Genomic DNA, 13,072 nt, shown 5'->3' on the forward strand with positions numbered 1-13,072 from the left:
TTTGAGGAGGAAAAATGAATGTTTCAGAAAAAAACGTACGCTGTTTTCCTAATTCTTCTGCTGATGATGTTTACAGCTGCTTGTTCCGGCAGCAAAACAAGCGCGGAGAAGAAAGAATCAGAAACAGAAAAAAGCTCAGATATAGCTCAAGTCAAAATCAAGGATGTTTCTTACACGCTTCCGTCTAAATATGATAAGTCCACTTCAGATGACCAGCTTGTGTTAAAAGTGAATGTCGCTGTGAAAAACACAGGAAAAGACCCGCTGAATGTAGACAGCATGGATTTCACTTTGTATCAAGGTGATACGAAAATGTCTGACACAGATCCTGAAGACTATAGTGAAAAGCTTCAAGGCAGCACGATTAACGCTGACAAATCCGTTGAAGGAAATCTGTTCTTCGTTGTAGATAAAGGCAAGCAATACGAGCTTAACTATACGCCGGAGTCTTACGGTGATAAAAAGCCAAAATCAGTTACTTTTAAAATTGACGGAAAAGACAAAAAAATCCTGGCGACGGCAGATAAGCTCCAAGATTCTGCAAAAGCGTTATCAGCTTATATTGATGTCCTTCTTTTCGGCAAAGATAACGCCGATTTCGAAAAAATCACCGGCGCTAACAAGAATGAAATTGTCAATGACTTCAACGAATCAGCCAAAGACGGTTATCTATCAGCTTCCGGCCTTTCCAGCACATATGCGGACAGCAAAGCGCTTGATAATATCGTAAACGGCATTAAAGAGGGATTAAGCAAAAACTCTTCCATTCAGGCAAAAACGACTTCAATCTCTAAGGACGAAGCCATTGTTGAAGCCACAGTGAAACCTGTAGATGCATCTTCTCTTTCAGACCGTATCGAAGACAAAGTGAAAGACTACTATAGCAAAAACTCTAATGCCAGTTATGAAGAAGCTGTGAAATACGCGCTTCAAGTCTATCCTGAGGAATTCAAAAAGCTTGGACCGGCTTCATCTGAAAAAACGGTTGAAGTGAAAATGAAGAAAAATGACATCGATCAATGGCAGCTTGATATGGACGATTACAGAGCAGCAGAATTAGTCGAAGCATTCATCAAAGAATAAAACACCAAAAGGAAATAGCCTTGACGGCTATTTCCTTTTTTATTTAAAAATGTCGCTGATGAAATTCACTTCATCTTCAGTCAGTTCAACGTTTAAGGTTTTCAGGTTATCCTGTAATTGCTCAGGTCGTTTAGCTCCCGGAATAATGGCATCAATCGCTGGTCTCGTTAACAGCCACGCCAAAGCAACATGTGCTGTCTCGGCTTGTTTTTCCTCCGCTACCGCTTTCAATTTATCTACTTTTTTGAGATTGTGGATAAATGTTTCACCCTGAAATTGCGGTTTATCCTTTCTGAAGTCATCAAAGACTGTGTCTTGCGAGAATTTTCCTGTCAGCAGTCCGGACGCAAGCGGAAAGTAAGGAATAAAAGAAATGCCGTGTTGTTCACAGTATGGAAGAAGCTCCTTCTCGGCATCACGCTGAATGAGAGAGTATTCGGCTTGGAAGACCTCCAAATAGCCGTCAGCATTACATTCCTGCAATTGCTGATAATTAAGGTTCGATGCGCCGATCGCTTTGATTTTCCCCTCATCCTTCAGCTCTTTCAAAGTGCCCGCTACTTCAGCGAGAGGCGTTTTTCCATCTGGAAAATGAACATAATACAAATCAATGTAATCTGTTTTCAGCCGCTTCAGGCTCTTTTCCACCTCACTGCGAAGAAACTCCCGGCTATTGTCTAATTCAATGCTGCCATTCACTTCTTTATGGGCACCTTTGGTGGCAATGATGAGCTCATCCCGTGCGCCGCGCTCCTGCACGACTTCGCCGATTAATTCTTCAGATCGCCCCAATCCATATATAAAGGCGGTGTCGATAAAGTTCACGCCGCCATCCAATGCCGTGCGCACTAAATCCTTCCCAGTTTCATCATGTAGATTTGGAAATAGATTATGCTCGCCGACCGCATTCGCGCCGAGTCCGATCCGCTTCACCTTCAGCTTCGTTTTGCCGAGTGTACGTGTATGATCCATTGTTCCTTCTCCTTCGAAACCAATTTTGATGAAAAATAGTGCAGGTTCACTTTTTGTATTAGATATCCTTTTTCTATTTTCCTTCTTTTTTCAGGATATACAAAAAGGAGAAAGTGTATTTCTCCTTTTGCAAAGTTTATTTCGGAAGAACCCACTTGTCTTTCAGGAAGCAGGCTCTGGCCAGTAAAAAGAAAATGGCGATGAGCACGGCGATGGTTCCTGACGTGCACCAAATGGCAGCCGGGTCAACCATCCCGAATAAAAGCTGTTTGAATAACGCATGCAGGTTCAGAAACGGGATAAGAAAGTATGATAAATCAAATTGATTCGGTGCCTTGCTGAAGATGAAAAACATCGGGAACACAGGCAGAAAGACGACGAGAGACATATAGCTTTGTGCTTCCTTTACCGAGCTGGAAATGATGCTGATGAAAAGCTCCATCGCAGAGATCAGCAATGCAGAAAGCACGATGATTAAGGCTGAAGCGCCGATTACACTCCACATATGATCTCCCAGCTGGAGGGCCGTTTTTAAATTCTCAGTAAATAAGACGGTGGACAAAATCAAAAACACCAAAGCAAATACACCTGAAGCAACGCCAAAAGTAGAAACCGCAAGCCACTTGCCGACCAGCATTTTGTTTCTGCTGACTGGCGTCAATAACAGCGCCTCAATTGATTTCCGGTCCTTTTCCCCGGCCATGATATCAAGAGCGATCGGCATTGCGCCGGAAACAATGGAAGTCAGAATCAGCATGGGCAGGATGGCGGAAAGCATAATAGCGGAAACCCCTTTCTCCTCATCCGCTTCCTTTTGCTGAATCGTAAATGGCTGGATGACCGATTGATCAATGCGCTTATTTGTTAAACGGTCCTGCACAATTTCATTTTTATACTGATCTAAGGCAGACTGCACAAGCTGCATGGCATTTGACGACCCTTGATCGACTGAATTGCCGTAAACATCAATCTTAAATGGCGTCATGCTGTTGACATATGATTCGAACTCTTTCGGGACGTTCAGATAGGCATCTGCTTTTCCTTCGTCAACCGCTTCTTTAGGCGCAGCAAACGTTTTTACACTGATCTCGTCAATCGCATGAAGCTTACTTTCCAGTGCGGGCGGCAGAGAATGGCCGACAGCCAGCGTGTATTGCTCCTCTTTGTCGGACAGCATGCTTTCATAAAAGAATACAAGCCCAAGCATCATAATCATCGGCACTAGGATTGTGAGTAATATCGTTTTTCTGTCGCGCAAAGCGTCGATCATTTCTTTTTTATAAATATGGCTCAGCATTTAAGAAATCCCCCTGACAAGCTTAGACATAAAGATGTAATTCAAATCCTCACTGCGCTCGCTCTCGTATAGTGATTCGAGCGCCCCCCGGTAAATCACCTCTCCGCTGTGAATCATGATGACACTGTCACAGAGCGCCTGCACTTCCTCCATAATGTGGCTGGAAAAAAGAATGGTTTTCTGTTCTCTTTTCAGCTGCTGGATGAATTCGCGAAAGATATTGCTGGATGTAATATCAAGCCCTGTAGTCGGTTCATCAAATAAAATGATGTCCGGATCGTGAATCAGCGCTCTGGCAATGGCGACCTTCTGCCTCATGCCTTTCGAAAACCCGCCCACTCTGCGATTCATATAATCGCGCATGCCAAACCGTATTGATAAATCTTCAATTCTTGCTTTGATCTCGTGACGGTTCAGCCCATACAGCCTGCCGAAGTATTGGAGATTTTCTTTAGCGGTCATCCTGTCGTAAAGCCCGGTTTCTCCTCCGAATAAGACACCGATTCTTTTTTTGACCTCAGTCGGCTGCTTGACCGTGTCAAAGCCGTCTACCGTGATTGCCCCTTGTGACGGTTCAAGCAGAGCAGCAATCATTCTCAGCATCGTCGTTTTGCCCGCACCATTTTCTCCGAGAATGCCGACGACTTCTCCTTTTTGAATTGTTAAGCTTACATCTCGCACCGCTTTGACTACTTTTTTCTTATCCTGAAACCTGCGGCTGCAATCGGTCAGTGTAATCATGTCATAATCTCCCTTTTCTTTTTTCTAATAATGACTATATACGAAATGCTGGATTTGTTGGATAAAGTTGTCGCGAAGAGTTCTTTTTATGTCGCGAAATGGGATAGAATAAAGATGATTCTATGTAACTAGGAGAATGATAATGGTAAAAGTCGGACTTGTCGATGATTATCGAGTAGATTTAGAGAAGCTGGAAGCGATCGTATCCAGAATGCAAAATGTCGAAATTGTCTTTTCCACCGATTCAGCGGAGGAAGCCTACAGCCGGGTAAAGAATGAAGACATTGATCTGCTGCTTGCCGATATCGAGATGCCTCATATGTCTGGCTACGAGCTTGCGGATTTGATCAGATCCCATTCACTTGATGTGGATGTGATTTTTGTTACCGGCCACAGCGGTTATGCGGTTCACGCCTTTGACCTGAACGTCCACGATTATATTATGAAGCCTTACTATGCTGACCGTCTGGCCGCTTCCTTCGACCGTTATTTGAAAAAGAAAACGGAAACGAGTTTGAATGGGCGTATATTGATCAAGCAAAAATCTGAAATGCACGTCCTGCAAAAGAAGGATATCATTTTCGCAGAACGGACGGGTCGTTCCACGACGATTGTGACAACCGCTGAAGAGGTGCAAACGTATCAAACATTAAATGATATTAAAGGCGACCTGCCCGAAAAGGATTTTCTCCGTTCGCATCGTTCCTTTATTATTAACATTCATTACATAAAGCACTTTTCCGCTTATACCAAGCATTCATTCACGGTTTCCTTTGAGGGAACGTCTAAAAAAGCGATGATCACCAAGCAGCAGCTTGATTATTTTCAAAACTACTATTTTTGAGGAGTTTAGTACGTGGTTACCCTTTTTAAAGGTCTTTATCTGATTTTATTTAGTTTCATATGTTATCAGGGGGCTGCTGCTCTTTGGCACAGTACAGCCGGCTCTTGGCTCGCCGCTGCTTTAGGTGCGGCGGCAGCAGGATTGTACCTATGGAAAACGAAGCTGGTGTGGGACCGCTGTTCCTTCCAGCTTTGTGCGTGGATTGCGGTGATTCAAGCGATGGCAGCGGCGGTAGTGCCGTTCGGCTCTGACATAATGCCGGCATTATTTGCGATCGTGATATTTGCAGGGTGTGAAGGGCTCCGTATCGGACAGTCTGCCCTGCAAGCAAGGCTTTCTGATCAAATTGATAAGCTGACACAAGCTGAACAGCACGCCAATCAAATGCTGATCGATGTCAGAAGCCGGAATCATGACACAATGAAACATATCACAGCAATCAAATCAGCTCAGCCCAAGGCAGATACACAAGCATATATTCAAAACTGGACGGATCAATACAGTCAATACGACCGTTTTTTGAAGGGAGAGAACGCGTACGTTGCAGGGGTGCTTTATGATTTTCTAGAAAAAGCCCGCGCCTCGAATGTGAGTGTTTCACTTCATATGCATACACCGTTTTCTTCACTTCCATTTTCAGCTGCTGATCAGGTCAGCTTGGTCGGCAACATATTGGAAAATGCGCTCGACAGCGCGGCGGAGGCCCGAGAAAAAGCGGAGATTAAGCTGGAAACTTCGCTGCGAAGCGGGCTTTATGTGCTGATTTGTGAAAACAGCACCCCCGGCATGGACCCTACGGTGCTCGATACTCTGTATCAATCGTTTGGCCGCTCAACAAAAGGCGGTGCTCATGAAGGCATGGGCACATATATCATTCAAAAACTGGTGAAGAGCGCTTTTGGCAGGCTGGATTTTACCTACCGTCACCCCGTCTTCCGGTTAGAAATCAAAATTCCGTTTCAGAAATAAAAAAACCTTGAAAAGCCTGGCTTTTCAAGGTTTTTTTCATTATGAGGATAACGCTTGGGCAAAGCGATCCGCTTCGTCCTGCAGCGTGCTTTCAATTTCTTTGTAACGGCTGGAAATGGTTGATGCGCTTACGCCGTATTTTTTCGCCAGTTTAGCCTGGGAAACGGACGCGCCGTTAAGAGAAATCGCGTTTACATAATATTCAACTGCCGCCGCAAAAGCTTCCGGCTTTCTGATGACAGGTGATTTTTTCTCGCAGAATGTTTTCCAGATGTCAATAACAGCCGGAATCAATTCAGTCGGATACTCATCCCCGCTCATGCCTTCTTCGATAGCCGCAGCGGTTTCTTTCTCCAAGTCGTTTGCCCACTCAACAGAGCTTTCCTCCGCTTTTTCTGCTTGCGGCTCTTCATCCTTTTCAGCTAACAGCGCGAACAGAACGCTGTTGAATTCCTGCTTCATGAAGTCCTCCGGCGTTTTGCCGTTCTTCACAGCGGAATCCGCATATTTCTTCACCTTGCTGATCAGCGCTTCTGTTCTCTTCACTGGGAAGATCGTGAACTGCATGAAGAATTCTGCTTTTTCGGCTTCGTGGATTGGATATCCAAGAATCAGGCTTCCCACTGGAGGAAGGTCTTGATTGCTGGCGTCCATTTCCACTTCGAATTGTTTTGCCGTAATGACATCTTCAAAGTGAATGATGCCTTCTTTCAGGTCCTTCAGCAACAATAAAGCTGGCGTCATGCTGTTCCATGATTCAACGATCTCACGCGTTTTCGGACGAGTGATCGAATCGCCTTTTTTCTGCAGGTACTCTTCGAAGATTGTCTTCTCACCGGCAAGCGGATGGAAGAAGATTCCCCAGATACCCAAGTTAAATACGCTGATGTCTTTCGTCTGTCTGTCCATAGCAGAAAGAAAATCATGCTGGTTGATAAAGCCTGAAATGCTTTCTCTATGTACTGTGAAGGCATACTCCACTAAGTCTTCCTGAATTTGTTTTGCTTCTTTTGCCGCTAACTCTGCCGGGAAGTCGACTACTTTACTTCCGCAGCATTTTTTATATTTCTTGCCGCTGCCGCACGGGCAAGGGGCATTTCGTTTCACTTTTCCCACAATAAACCCTCCGAATTCTGTTGTAACTTTTCTATTTTAACAAAAATAACTTCTGAGGGCTTGGTTTCGGGCTAAAAAAGAATTTGGTAATGTAATAAGCTGGCTGATTATGCCAATTTACCTATGACATTTTCACCAACTTTTGTGATTTAAGGCTTATCACCTATTCCCATTTTAGGCCCTTCTTTTTTACAATCATTAGGTATTTATTTAACATTTTAAGGAGTGTTTCTATTGGAACTAGCTGGTTTCATGCTGCGCGCCTGCGCTCTTGTACTTGATGTAATCATTGCCGCAGCAGTGATTTTGGCAGCCGGATTTACGTTTGGCGACGGGTCCGCCGGTGTCATTATAGTCGCTATATTGATGCTGATTGTGTACCCGTTGCTGATGCCGCTGACAAAGTGGAAAGGGACACTGGGCAAAAAAATCATCGGACTTCAAATCGTAAGAGATGAAACACACGAGAAAATTTCTCTCCTACAGGCGATTGTCCGCTACATCATAGCGTGGGTGCATGTGTTCTCCCGCCTGATCTATTTGACTGCCGCATTTACGAAGAAAAAACAAACCGTTCATGATATGGCTGCAAAAACCATTGTGCTGAAAGCAGAATAACCTTGAAGAATAGCATTCTTCAAGGTTTTGTTTTTCATTAGTTCGTATTCTGGCCTCCGCCGTTCAGCCCTTCTTTGATCAGGCTGTTGACTTGGCTGTTCATCAATAAACCGATGTGTCCCACGCCATGAATTTGAACGTTTTTGGCACCATCTAATCTTGATAAGTAATTCATGACAATCATATCGGCACTGCTGTAAATAGATGTGTATAAAATCTTTTGATTTGGATCTGTTCCCGGAAGCGCCTTGCCTGTCGTCAAACGGTTCGCGCCGCCAAGCGTCACGACGTTTGCAACTTTATTTCCGCCGTCCAGATTTTTTATGTAGTAAAGTGTGTTCGCGCCCCCCATGCTGTGAGCGACAATATCCACTTTTTTCGCACCCGTTTCATCTAACACCTTTTGCACAAATCGTGATAATACCGGGCCATTGTTATAATTCGTGCCTGTCTTGTCCCAAAAATCAACCGCATACAGCTTGTCCCGTGACCAGCCTTGGGATACGAGATAGCTCTTAATTCCAGCAAAATTGAAGGATGCTCCTCCAATACCGTGAACCATAACAACTGGGTTATGTTCAGCGGCTTTTGCTGACGGCTGCAACGCAAACAGCGATGTAACAGCCAGCATCAAAATTGTTACAACTGCAATGAACTTACTTTTTACAAATTTCATAATATCCTCCTTTTTTGTAACAAATTCTCCAAATATATTACGTTACCAAATTAATTAAGTAAAGGGTAATTTTGGCTTATTTTTAAAGAAATTTTAAGATTCAGAGGTCATTATTGGTCCTAAAAAACAAAAAAAGAAGGCTTATTCGCCTTCTTTTCTTCAATACTTATTGAAATAAGCTTGGATCTTTTTAGGATCGTTGGTTTTGGTAAGCGCAAGCATCAGCAATATCCGTGCTTTTTGGGGGTTTAAAGAGTTCGATGCCAGGAGGTTCTTTTCCTCATAGTCTTTGTTTGGCGTTACGACACCATTTCCCGTACGGCTTGAACGCACCACAGTTACGCCTTTTTTGACTGCACTGCCCGCTCCTTTTTCGGCTGTGTCAGATAAAGACCCGTTCCCAGAACCAGCAAACACAATCCCTTTTGCTCCGGCTTTTACAGCTGCGTCAAACAGGTAGCTTCCATCATTTTGGTATCCATAGATAATGTCTACTTGCGGCAGCTCATCAAGATTAGAAACCGAAAAGTCCGTATCCTTCGTATGCTTGCGGGTTATTTCATTATTAAAATAAATATCATCGGCAATTGTTCCGACAAAGCCCATTTCATCTGATTTAAATGTATCTGTTGTGGTTGTGTTTGTTTTGGTGACATACCGTGCTGAAGCAATCCGGTCGTTAAGAACGACGAGCGCACCTTTTCCTTTTGCCTCAGGTGTGCCTGCCACTTTCACTGCATTGTACAGATTAGACGGCCCGTCGGCGCTAATCGCTGTGGATGGCCTCATCGAACCGACGACAACAACAGGTTTATCGCTTTTCACAGTGAGGTTCAAAAAATAAGCTGTTTCTTCCAGCGTGTCAGTTCCATGAGTCACGACGATTCCGTCTACATCATCTGAAGCGAGCAAGTTGTTGATTCGTTTCGCCAGCTTCAGCAATATTTTATTATCAATGTTTGTGCTGCCGACGTTGACAATCTGCTCACCGCTGACGTTCGCGATGTCCTTCATTTCCGGGACTGCCTCGATCAATGATTCAACGCCGACAACACCTGCTTTATATTCAGTTGTTGAGGTTTTGGATTGATCGGCTCCTGCAATCGTGCCTCCAGTCGCTAAAATTCTAACGTTTGGCAGGTCCTTTTTGTCAGAGGCGGACGCCGAAGAGACTTTTTGTGTCTTTGTTTTTTCTTTCGGAGATTCTTTTGTTTCAGGAGAATGTGAACATCCGGCAAAAACAAACAGTAGTGCGGTAAAAAGTACAAGCAGTCGTTGTTTTTTCATCTCTTTCTCTCCTTACATCCTTATGATGATTAATCATTGAATATTTTATCTATTCAGTCAAAAGTCCAGTCAGCTTTTCTCTCACTTTTTTTGTTGTAATATACTTCTTTTTTTGTCTTTTCATACAATGAATTTCTCTTGACAATTGATGAACGAATCAAGATAATAGACCAGTCACTATATTTTTGATTGAATTCAGTAAGGTGGGAATGTTATGAGTTATGGAGATTCCCGTGAGAAAATCCTTTCGGCAGCTACCCGGCTTTTTCAGCTGCAAGGGTATTACGGCACGGGGCTGAACCAGATTATAAAGGAAAGCGGCGCGCCTAAAGGCTCTCTTTATTACCACTTTCCGGGCGGTAAAGAACAGCTTGCGATCGAAGCCGTGAATGAGATGAAGGAGTATATCCGTCAGAAAATCGCGGACTGTATGGAAGCTTACACCGATCCGGCGGAAGGCATTCAAGCCTTTTTGAAGGAGCTCTCCTGCCAGTTTTCATGTACGGAAGACATTGAAGGCTTGCCTGTGGGCTTGCTAGCGGCTGAGACGTCATTGAAAAGCGAACCTTTGCGTGAAGCCTGCCATGAAGCCTACAAAGAATGGGCCTCTGTATATGAGGAAAAACTGCGGCAGGCTGGCTGCAGCGAGAGCCATGCAAAAGAAGCCAGCACTGTAGTTAACGCGATGATTGAAGGCGGCATTCTTTTATCTTTGACGGCAAAAAACAGTACGCCGCTCCTTCATATCTCCAGCTGCATTCCTGACCTGCTGAAGAGATAAAAAACGACATCCTACATGCAGTTGATAGAGAGGGGAAATGATTTTGGAAACAACAGCTAAAGCATCTCAGCAATACAAAGTGATGCCGATTATGATTTCCTTGCTGTTGGCCGGTTTTATCGGCATGTTCAGTGAAACAGCGCTGAATATTGCGTTAACCGACCTTATGAAGGAATTGAACATTACAGCGGCAACCGTCCAATGGTTAACGACGGGCTACCTGCTTGTACTCGGTATCCTTGTTCCTGTTTCAGGACTGCTGTTGCAGTGGTTCACAACAAGACAGCTTTTTACCGTGTCACTTATCTTTTCAATTTTAGGCACATTCATTGCGGCGCTTGCGCCGAGCTTCCCGTTTTTATTAGCGGCAAGGCTCGTTCAGGCACTTGGAACCGGTCTTTTACTGCCGCTGATGTTTAACACAATCTTGGTGATATTCCCGCCTCATAAACGGGGCGCCGCAATGGGAACGATCGGGCTTGTCATTATGTTCGCGCCCGCCATCGGCCCAACTTTTTCAGGATTGGTTCTGGAGCATCTCAACTGGCACTGGATTTTCTGGATCTCTCTTCCGTTCCTTGTGCTGGCGCTTGTTTTCGGTATCGCATATATGCAGAATGTATCTGAAACGACAAAGCCGAAAATCGATGTATTGTCTATCATCCTGTCGACGATTGGCTTCGGCGGCATTGTGTTCGGATTCAGCAACGCGGGTGAAGGCTCCGGGGGATGGTCCAGCCCGACTGTTATCGTGTCGCTGATTGTCGGCGTTGTCGGCCTTATCCTATTTTCAATCCGCCAGCTGACAATGAAGCAGCCGATGATGAACCTCCGTGCGTTCAAATACCCGATGTTTATTTTGGGTGTGGTCATGGTGTTCATTTGCATGATGGTCATTCTGTCATCTATGCTGCTTCTGCCGATGTACCTGCAAGGCGGCTTAGTCCTGACGGCATTTGCATCTGGTCTTGTTCTCTTGCCAGGCGGTATTTTAAATGGATTTATGTCCCCTGTTACAGGCCGCTTGTTCGATAAATACGGGCCGAAATGGCTTGTCATTCCTGGATTTGTGATTGTCACTGTTGTTCTTTGGTTCTTCTCAAATGTCACAACCACATCAACGGCTGTGCTGATTATCATCCTGCACACCTGCTTGATGATCGGGATTTCTATGATCATGATGCCTGCGCAGACAAATGGTTTAAACCAATTGCCGCGCGAGTTTTATCCAGACGGCACCGCCATTATGAATACACTGCAGCAAATGGCGGGCGCTATCGGAACAGCGGTTGCGGTCAGCATTATGGCTGCAGGCCAGCATGATTATATGAGTACCGTTAAAAACCCTGCCGATCCGGCAGTCATCCCGCAAGCTTTGACAGCGGGTGTGCAGCACGCGTTTGTGTTTGCGATGATTGTTGCCATTATCGGTTTAGTTGGCGCATTCTTTATGAAGCGCGTTAAAGTAGATCATTAATATGAAAAGCCCCTGACCTAGTATTCAGGGGCTTTTCTATGTTTACTTATCAATCATTTTCGCCGCGATTTCATCAATCGCGTGCCGCATTTCCTCCTTCGTATTATAAAAGTGGGGAGCGAGACGGATGACTTCGTCCCGCGGCGCGCAAATCACTTTTTTCTTCTTCAGCAATTCCGCCGTTTCCGATGCCCGCTCATCAAGGATCGCAACCATGCCTGGCTGAACCCCGCCTTGTGCAGCCGCCAGCTGCAGGCCTTTTGCAGCAGCATATTGACAAGCCTCTGCACAGATCGTTTTTACATGATTCCGGATATGAGAAACCCCGATATGATTCAACAGCGACAAAGCCGCTGCAGCTGCGTATATGCTGATAAAAGCTGGGGTGCCTGTTTGAAAACGGCGCGCGCCTTTCGCATAAGCCCAATCAAATCCGTTCTCACGGCCAAACCAGGCTGATGCTTTCGGCTTCAGTGCGTCAGCCAGCTCCTTTCTCACATAAAGAAACGCCACACCCGGTATGCCGAGCAAATACTTCCGGGTGCCTGCTGCCAGTATATCTACGCCCCACTTCTTCACATCAATGGGAATGTGCCCCGCTGATTGATAAGCATCCACAAATAATAAAGAGCCCTTTCTCTGAGAAATCTCGGCAATCGCTTTTATATCCTGAACATAGCCGTCACGATAATGAACGTGAGGAACACACGTCAGTACTGTTTCATCCGAAATATGCGTTTCATATTGTTCAAGCGGCAGCACGCCGTCTATTGATGGAATGACGGATACGTGATAGTCGCATTGTGTCTGCCAGACATGAGACACTGCCGGAAAATCCATCTCCGTATACACAACATGTTTCTTTCTAAAAACAGATAGGGCCGATGCTACGGAAACCAGCGCATCAGAAACTGACGGCACAATCGCCACTTCATCCGGTTCAGCTCCGATCAGCTTAGCAAACTCGTTTCTCGCACTCTCTGTTTTTTCGATCGCTTCTTTCCAGTTCGTCCCAATATACAGCAGGCTATCATGATAATCCTGGATCGCCCTTGATACAGGCTCTGCCAATGCGCTCTGAGAACAGCTGGCAAGCATCGTATGCGTCTGCAAGGTTGGGAATAAATGACGATACTGATGCGGCAAATGTTCCATTATGATTCACTCCTTTACATTATTTTGATGAAAAACCCATAAATAAACAATAGAAT

The 13,072-nt window shown here is 44.9% G+C and carries 13 protein-coding genes; 6 read left to right on the top strand and 7 right to left on the bottom strand.

The genetic code is table 11. The annotated features are described in order from the left end of the window. Positions 1–18: 18 nt before the first annotated feature. Positions 19–1,083 carry a DUF4352 domain-containing protein gene (locus ACQXR1_RS19015; protein ID WP_069839784.1) on the top strand — a complete coding sequence of 355 codons (1,065 nt, stop codon included), beginning with the start codon at positions 19–21 and terminating at the stop codon, positions 1,081–1,083. Positions 1,084–1,122: 39 nt separating this feature from the next. Here ACQXR1_RS19015 and ACQXR1_RS19020 read toward each other — a convergent pair whose 3' ends face one another. From ACQXR1_RS19020 to natA, 3 genes are all read right to left on the bottom strand, one after another. Next, positions 1,123–2,055, bottom strand: a complete 933-nt coding sequence (locus tag ACQXR1_RS19020; protein ID WP_430772682.1) for an aldo/keto reductase — start codon at positions 2,053–2,055, stop codon at positions 1,123–1,125. A gap of 136 nt (positions 2,056–2,191) precedes the next feature. After that, positions 2,192–3,352, bottom strand: coding sequence for a sodium ABC transporter permease NatB (gene natB / locus ACQXR1_RS19025; RefSeq protein ID WP_430772683.1), 1,161 nt, complete (start codon positions 3,350–3,352; stop codon positions 2,192–2,194). Next, positions 3,353–4,093: a sodium ABC transporter ATP-binding protein NatA gene (natA, locus tag ACQXR1_RS19030; RefSeq protein ID WP_326274503.1), complete on the bottom strand. Its 741-nt coding sequence runs from the start codon at positions 4,091–4,093 to the stop codon at positions 3,353–3,355. 142 nt (positions 4,094–4,235) lie between these two features. On the opposite strand from natA, the gene natR reads away from it, so the two are divergent. Beyond that, a complete protein-coding gene (gene natR, locus ACQXR1_RS19035) occupies positions 4,236–4,937 on the top strand; it encodes a two-component system response regulator NatR (protein ID WP_014662661.1) in 702 nt (233 codons plus the stop codon). A 12-nt stretch (positions 4,938–4,949) separates the two neighbouring features. After that, a complete protein-coding gene (locus ACQXR1_RS19040) occupies positions 4,950–5,906 on the top strand; it encodes a sensor histidine kinase (RefSeq protein WP_430772684.1) in 957 nt (318 codons plus the stop codon). Between the two features lie 39 nt (positions 5,907–5,945). Here the strand turns inward: ACQXR1_RS19040 and ACQXR1_RS19045 are convergent, their stop codons facing one another. Next, positions 5,946–7,022, bottom strand: coding sequence for a helix-turn-helix domain-containing protein (locus tag ACQXR1_RS19045; protein ID WP_069839779.1), 1,077 nt, complete (start codon positions 7,020–7,022; stop codon positions 5,946–5,948). Between the two features lie 234 nt (positions 7,023–7,256). Here ACQXR1_RS19045 and ACQXR1_RS19050 point away from each other — a divergent pair, with 234 nt between their 5' ends. Continuing rightward, positions 7,257–7,640, top strand: a complete 384-nt coding sequence (locus tag ACQXR1_RS19050; protein ID WP_147772863.1) for an RDD family protein — start codon at positions 7,257–7,259, stop codon at positions 7,638–7,640. Between the two features lie 37 nt (positions 7,641–7,677). Here the strand turns inward: ACQXR1_RS19050 and lipA are convergent, their stop codons facing one another. Both lipA and ansZ read right to left on the bottom strand, forming a co-directional pair. Further along, the gene (lipA, locus tag ACQXR1_RS19055) at positions 7,678–8,316 is read right to left on the bottom strand and encodes a lipase LipA (RefSeq protein ID WP_014662657.1); all 639 of its coding nucleotides are present in this window, start codon (positions 8,314–8,316) and stop codon (positions 7,678–7,680) included. A 159-nt stretch (positions 8,317–8,475) separates the two neighbouring features. After that, entirely contained in the window at positions 8,476–9,603 is a 1,128-nt protein-coding gene (gene ansZ / locus ACQXR1_RS19060) for an asparaginase AnsZ (protein WP_430772685.1), read from the bottom strand. Positions 9,604–9,817: 214 nt separating this feature from the next. Between ansZ and lmrA the strand changes: the two genes are divergently transcribed. Beyond that, positions 9,818–10,384, top strand: a complete 567-nt coding sequence (gene lmrA / locus ACQXR1_RS19065) for a transcriptional regulator LmrA (RefSeq protein ID WP_014662655.1) — start codon at positions 9,818–9,820, stop codon at positions 10,382–10,384. Between the two features lie 37 nt (positions 10,385–10,421). Then, positions 10,422–11,861, top strand: a complete 1,440-nt coding sequence (gene lmr(B) / locus ACQXR1_RS19070; protein ID WP_430772686.1) for a lincomycin efflux MFS transporter Lmr(B) — start codon at positions 10,422–10,424, stop codon at positions 11,859–11,861. A 42-nt stretch (positions 11,862–11,903) separates the two neighbouring features. On the opposite strand, the gene ACQXR1_RS19075 is transcribed toward lmr(B), so the two are convergent. Beyond that, positions 11,904–13,016 carry an aminotransferase class V-fold PLP-dependent enzyme gene (locus ACQXR1_RS19075; RefSeq protein ID WP_430772687.1) on the bottom strand — a complete coding sequence of 371 codons (1,113 nt, stop codon included), beginning with the start codon at positions 13,014–13,016 and terminating at the stop codon, positions 11,904–11,906. Positions 13,017–13,072 lie beyond the last annotated feature (56 nt).

This window comes from Bacillus sp. ATD, assembly GCF_050585765.1.
GTDB lineage: Bacteria > Bacillota > Bacilli > Bacillales > Bacillaceae > Bacillus > Bacillus stercoris.

Excerpts from the sequence above, each read along its gene's own strand:
- ACQXR1_RS19015 (WP_069839784.1), top strand. The coding sequence starts at position 19 with ATGTTTCAGAAAAAAACGTACGCTGTTTTCCTAATTCTTCTGCTGATG.
- ACQXR1_RS19020 (WP_430772682.1), bottom strand. The coding sequence starts at position 2,055 with ATGGATCATACACGTACACTCGGCAAAACGAAGCTGAAGGTGAAGCGG.
- natB (WP_430772683.1), bottom strand. The coding sequence starts at position 3,352 with ATGCTGAGCCATATTTATAAAAAAGAAATGATCGACGCTTTGCGCGAC.
- natA (WP_326274503.1), bottom strand. The coding sequence starts at position 4,093 with ATGATTACACTGACCGATTGCAGCCGCAGGTTTCAGGATAAGAAAAAA.
- natR (WP_014662661.1), top strand. The coding sequence starts at position 4,236 with ATGGTAAAAGTCGGACTTGTCGATGATTATCGAGTAGATTTAGAGAAG.
- lipA (WP_014662657.1), bottom strand. The coding sequence starts at position 8,316 with ATGAAATTTGTAAAAAGTAAGTTCATTGCAGTTGTAACAATTTTGATG.
- ansZ (WP_430772685.1), bottom strand. The coding sequence starts at position 9,603 with ATGAAAAAACAACGACTGCTTGTACTTTTTACCGCACTACTGTTTGTT.
- lmrA (WP_014662655.1), top strand. The coding sequence starts at position 9,818 with ATGAGTTATGGAGATTCCCGTGAGAAAATCCTTTCGGCAGCTACCCGG.
- ACQXR1_RS19075 (WP_430772687.1), bottom strand. The coding sequence starts at position 13,016 with ATGGAACATTTGCCGCATCAGTATCGTCATTTATTCCCAACCTTGCAG.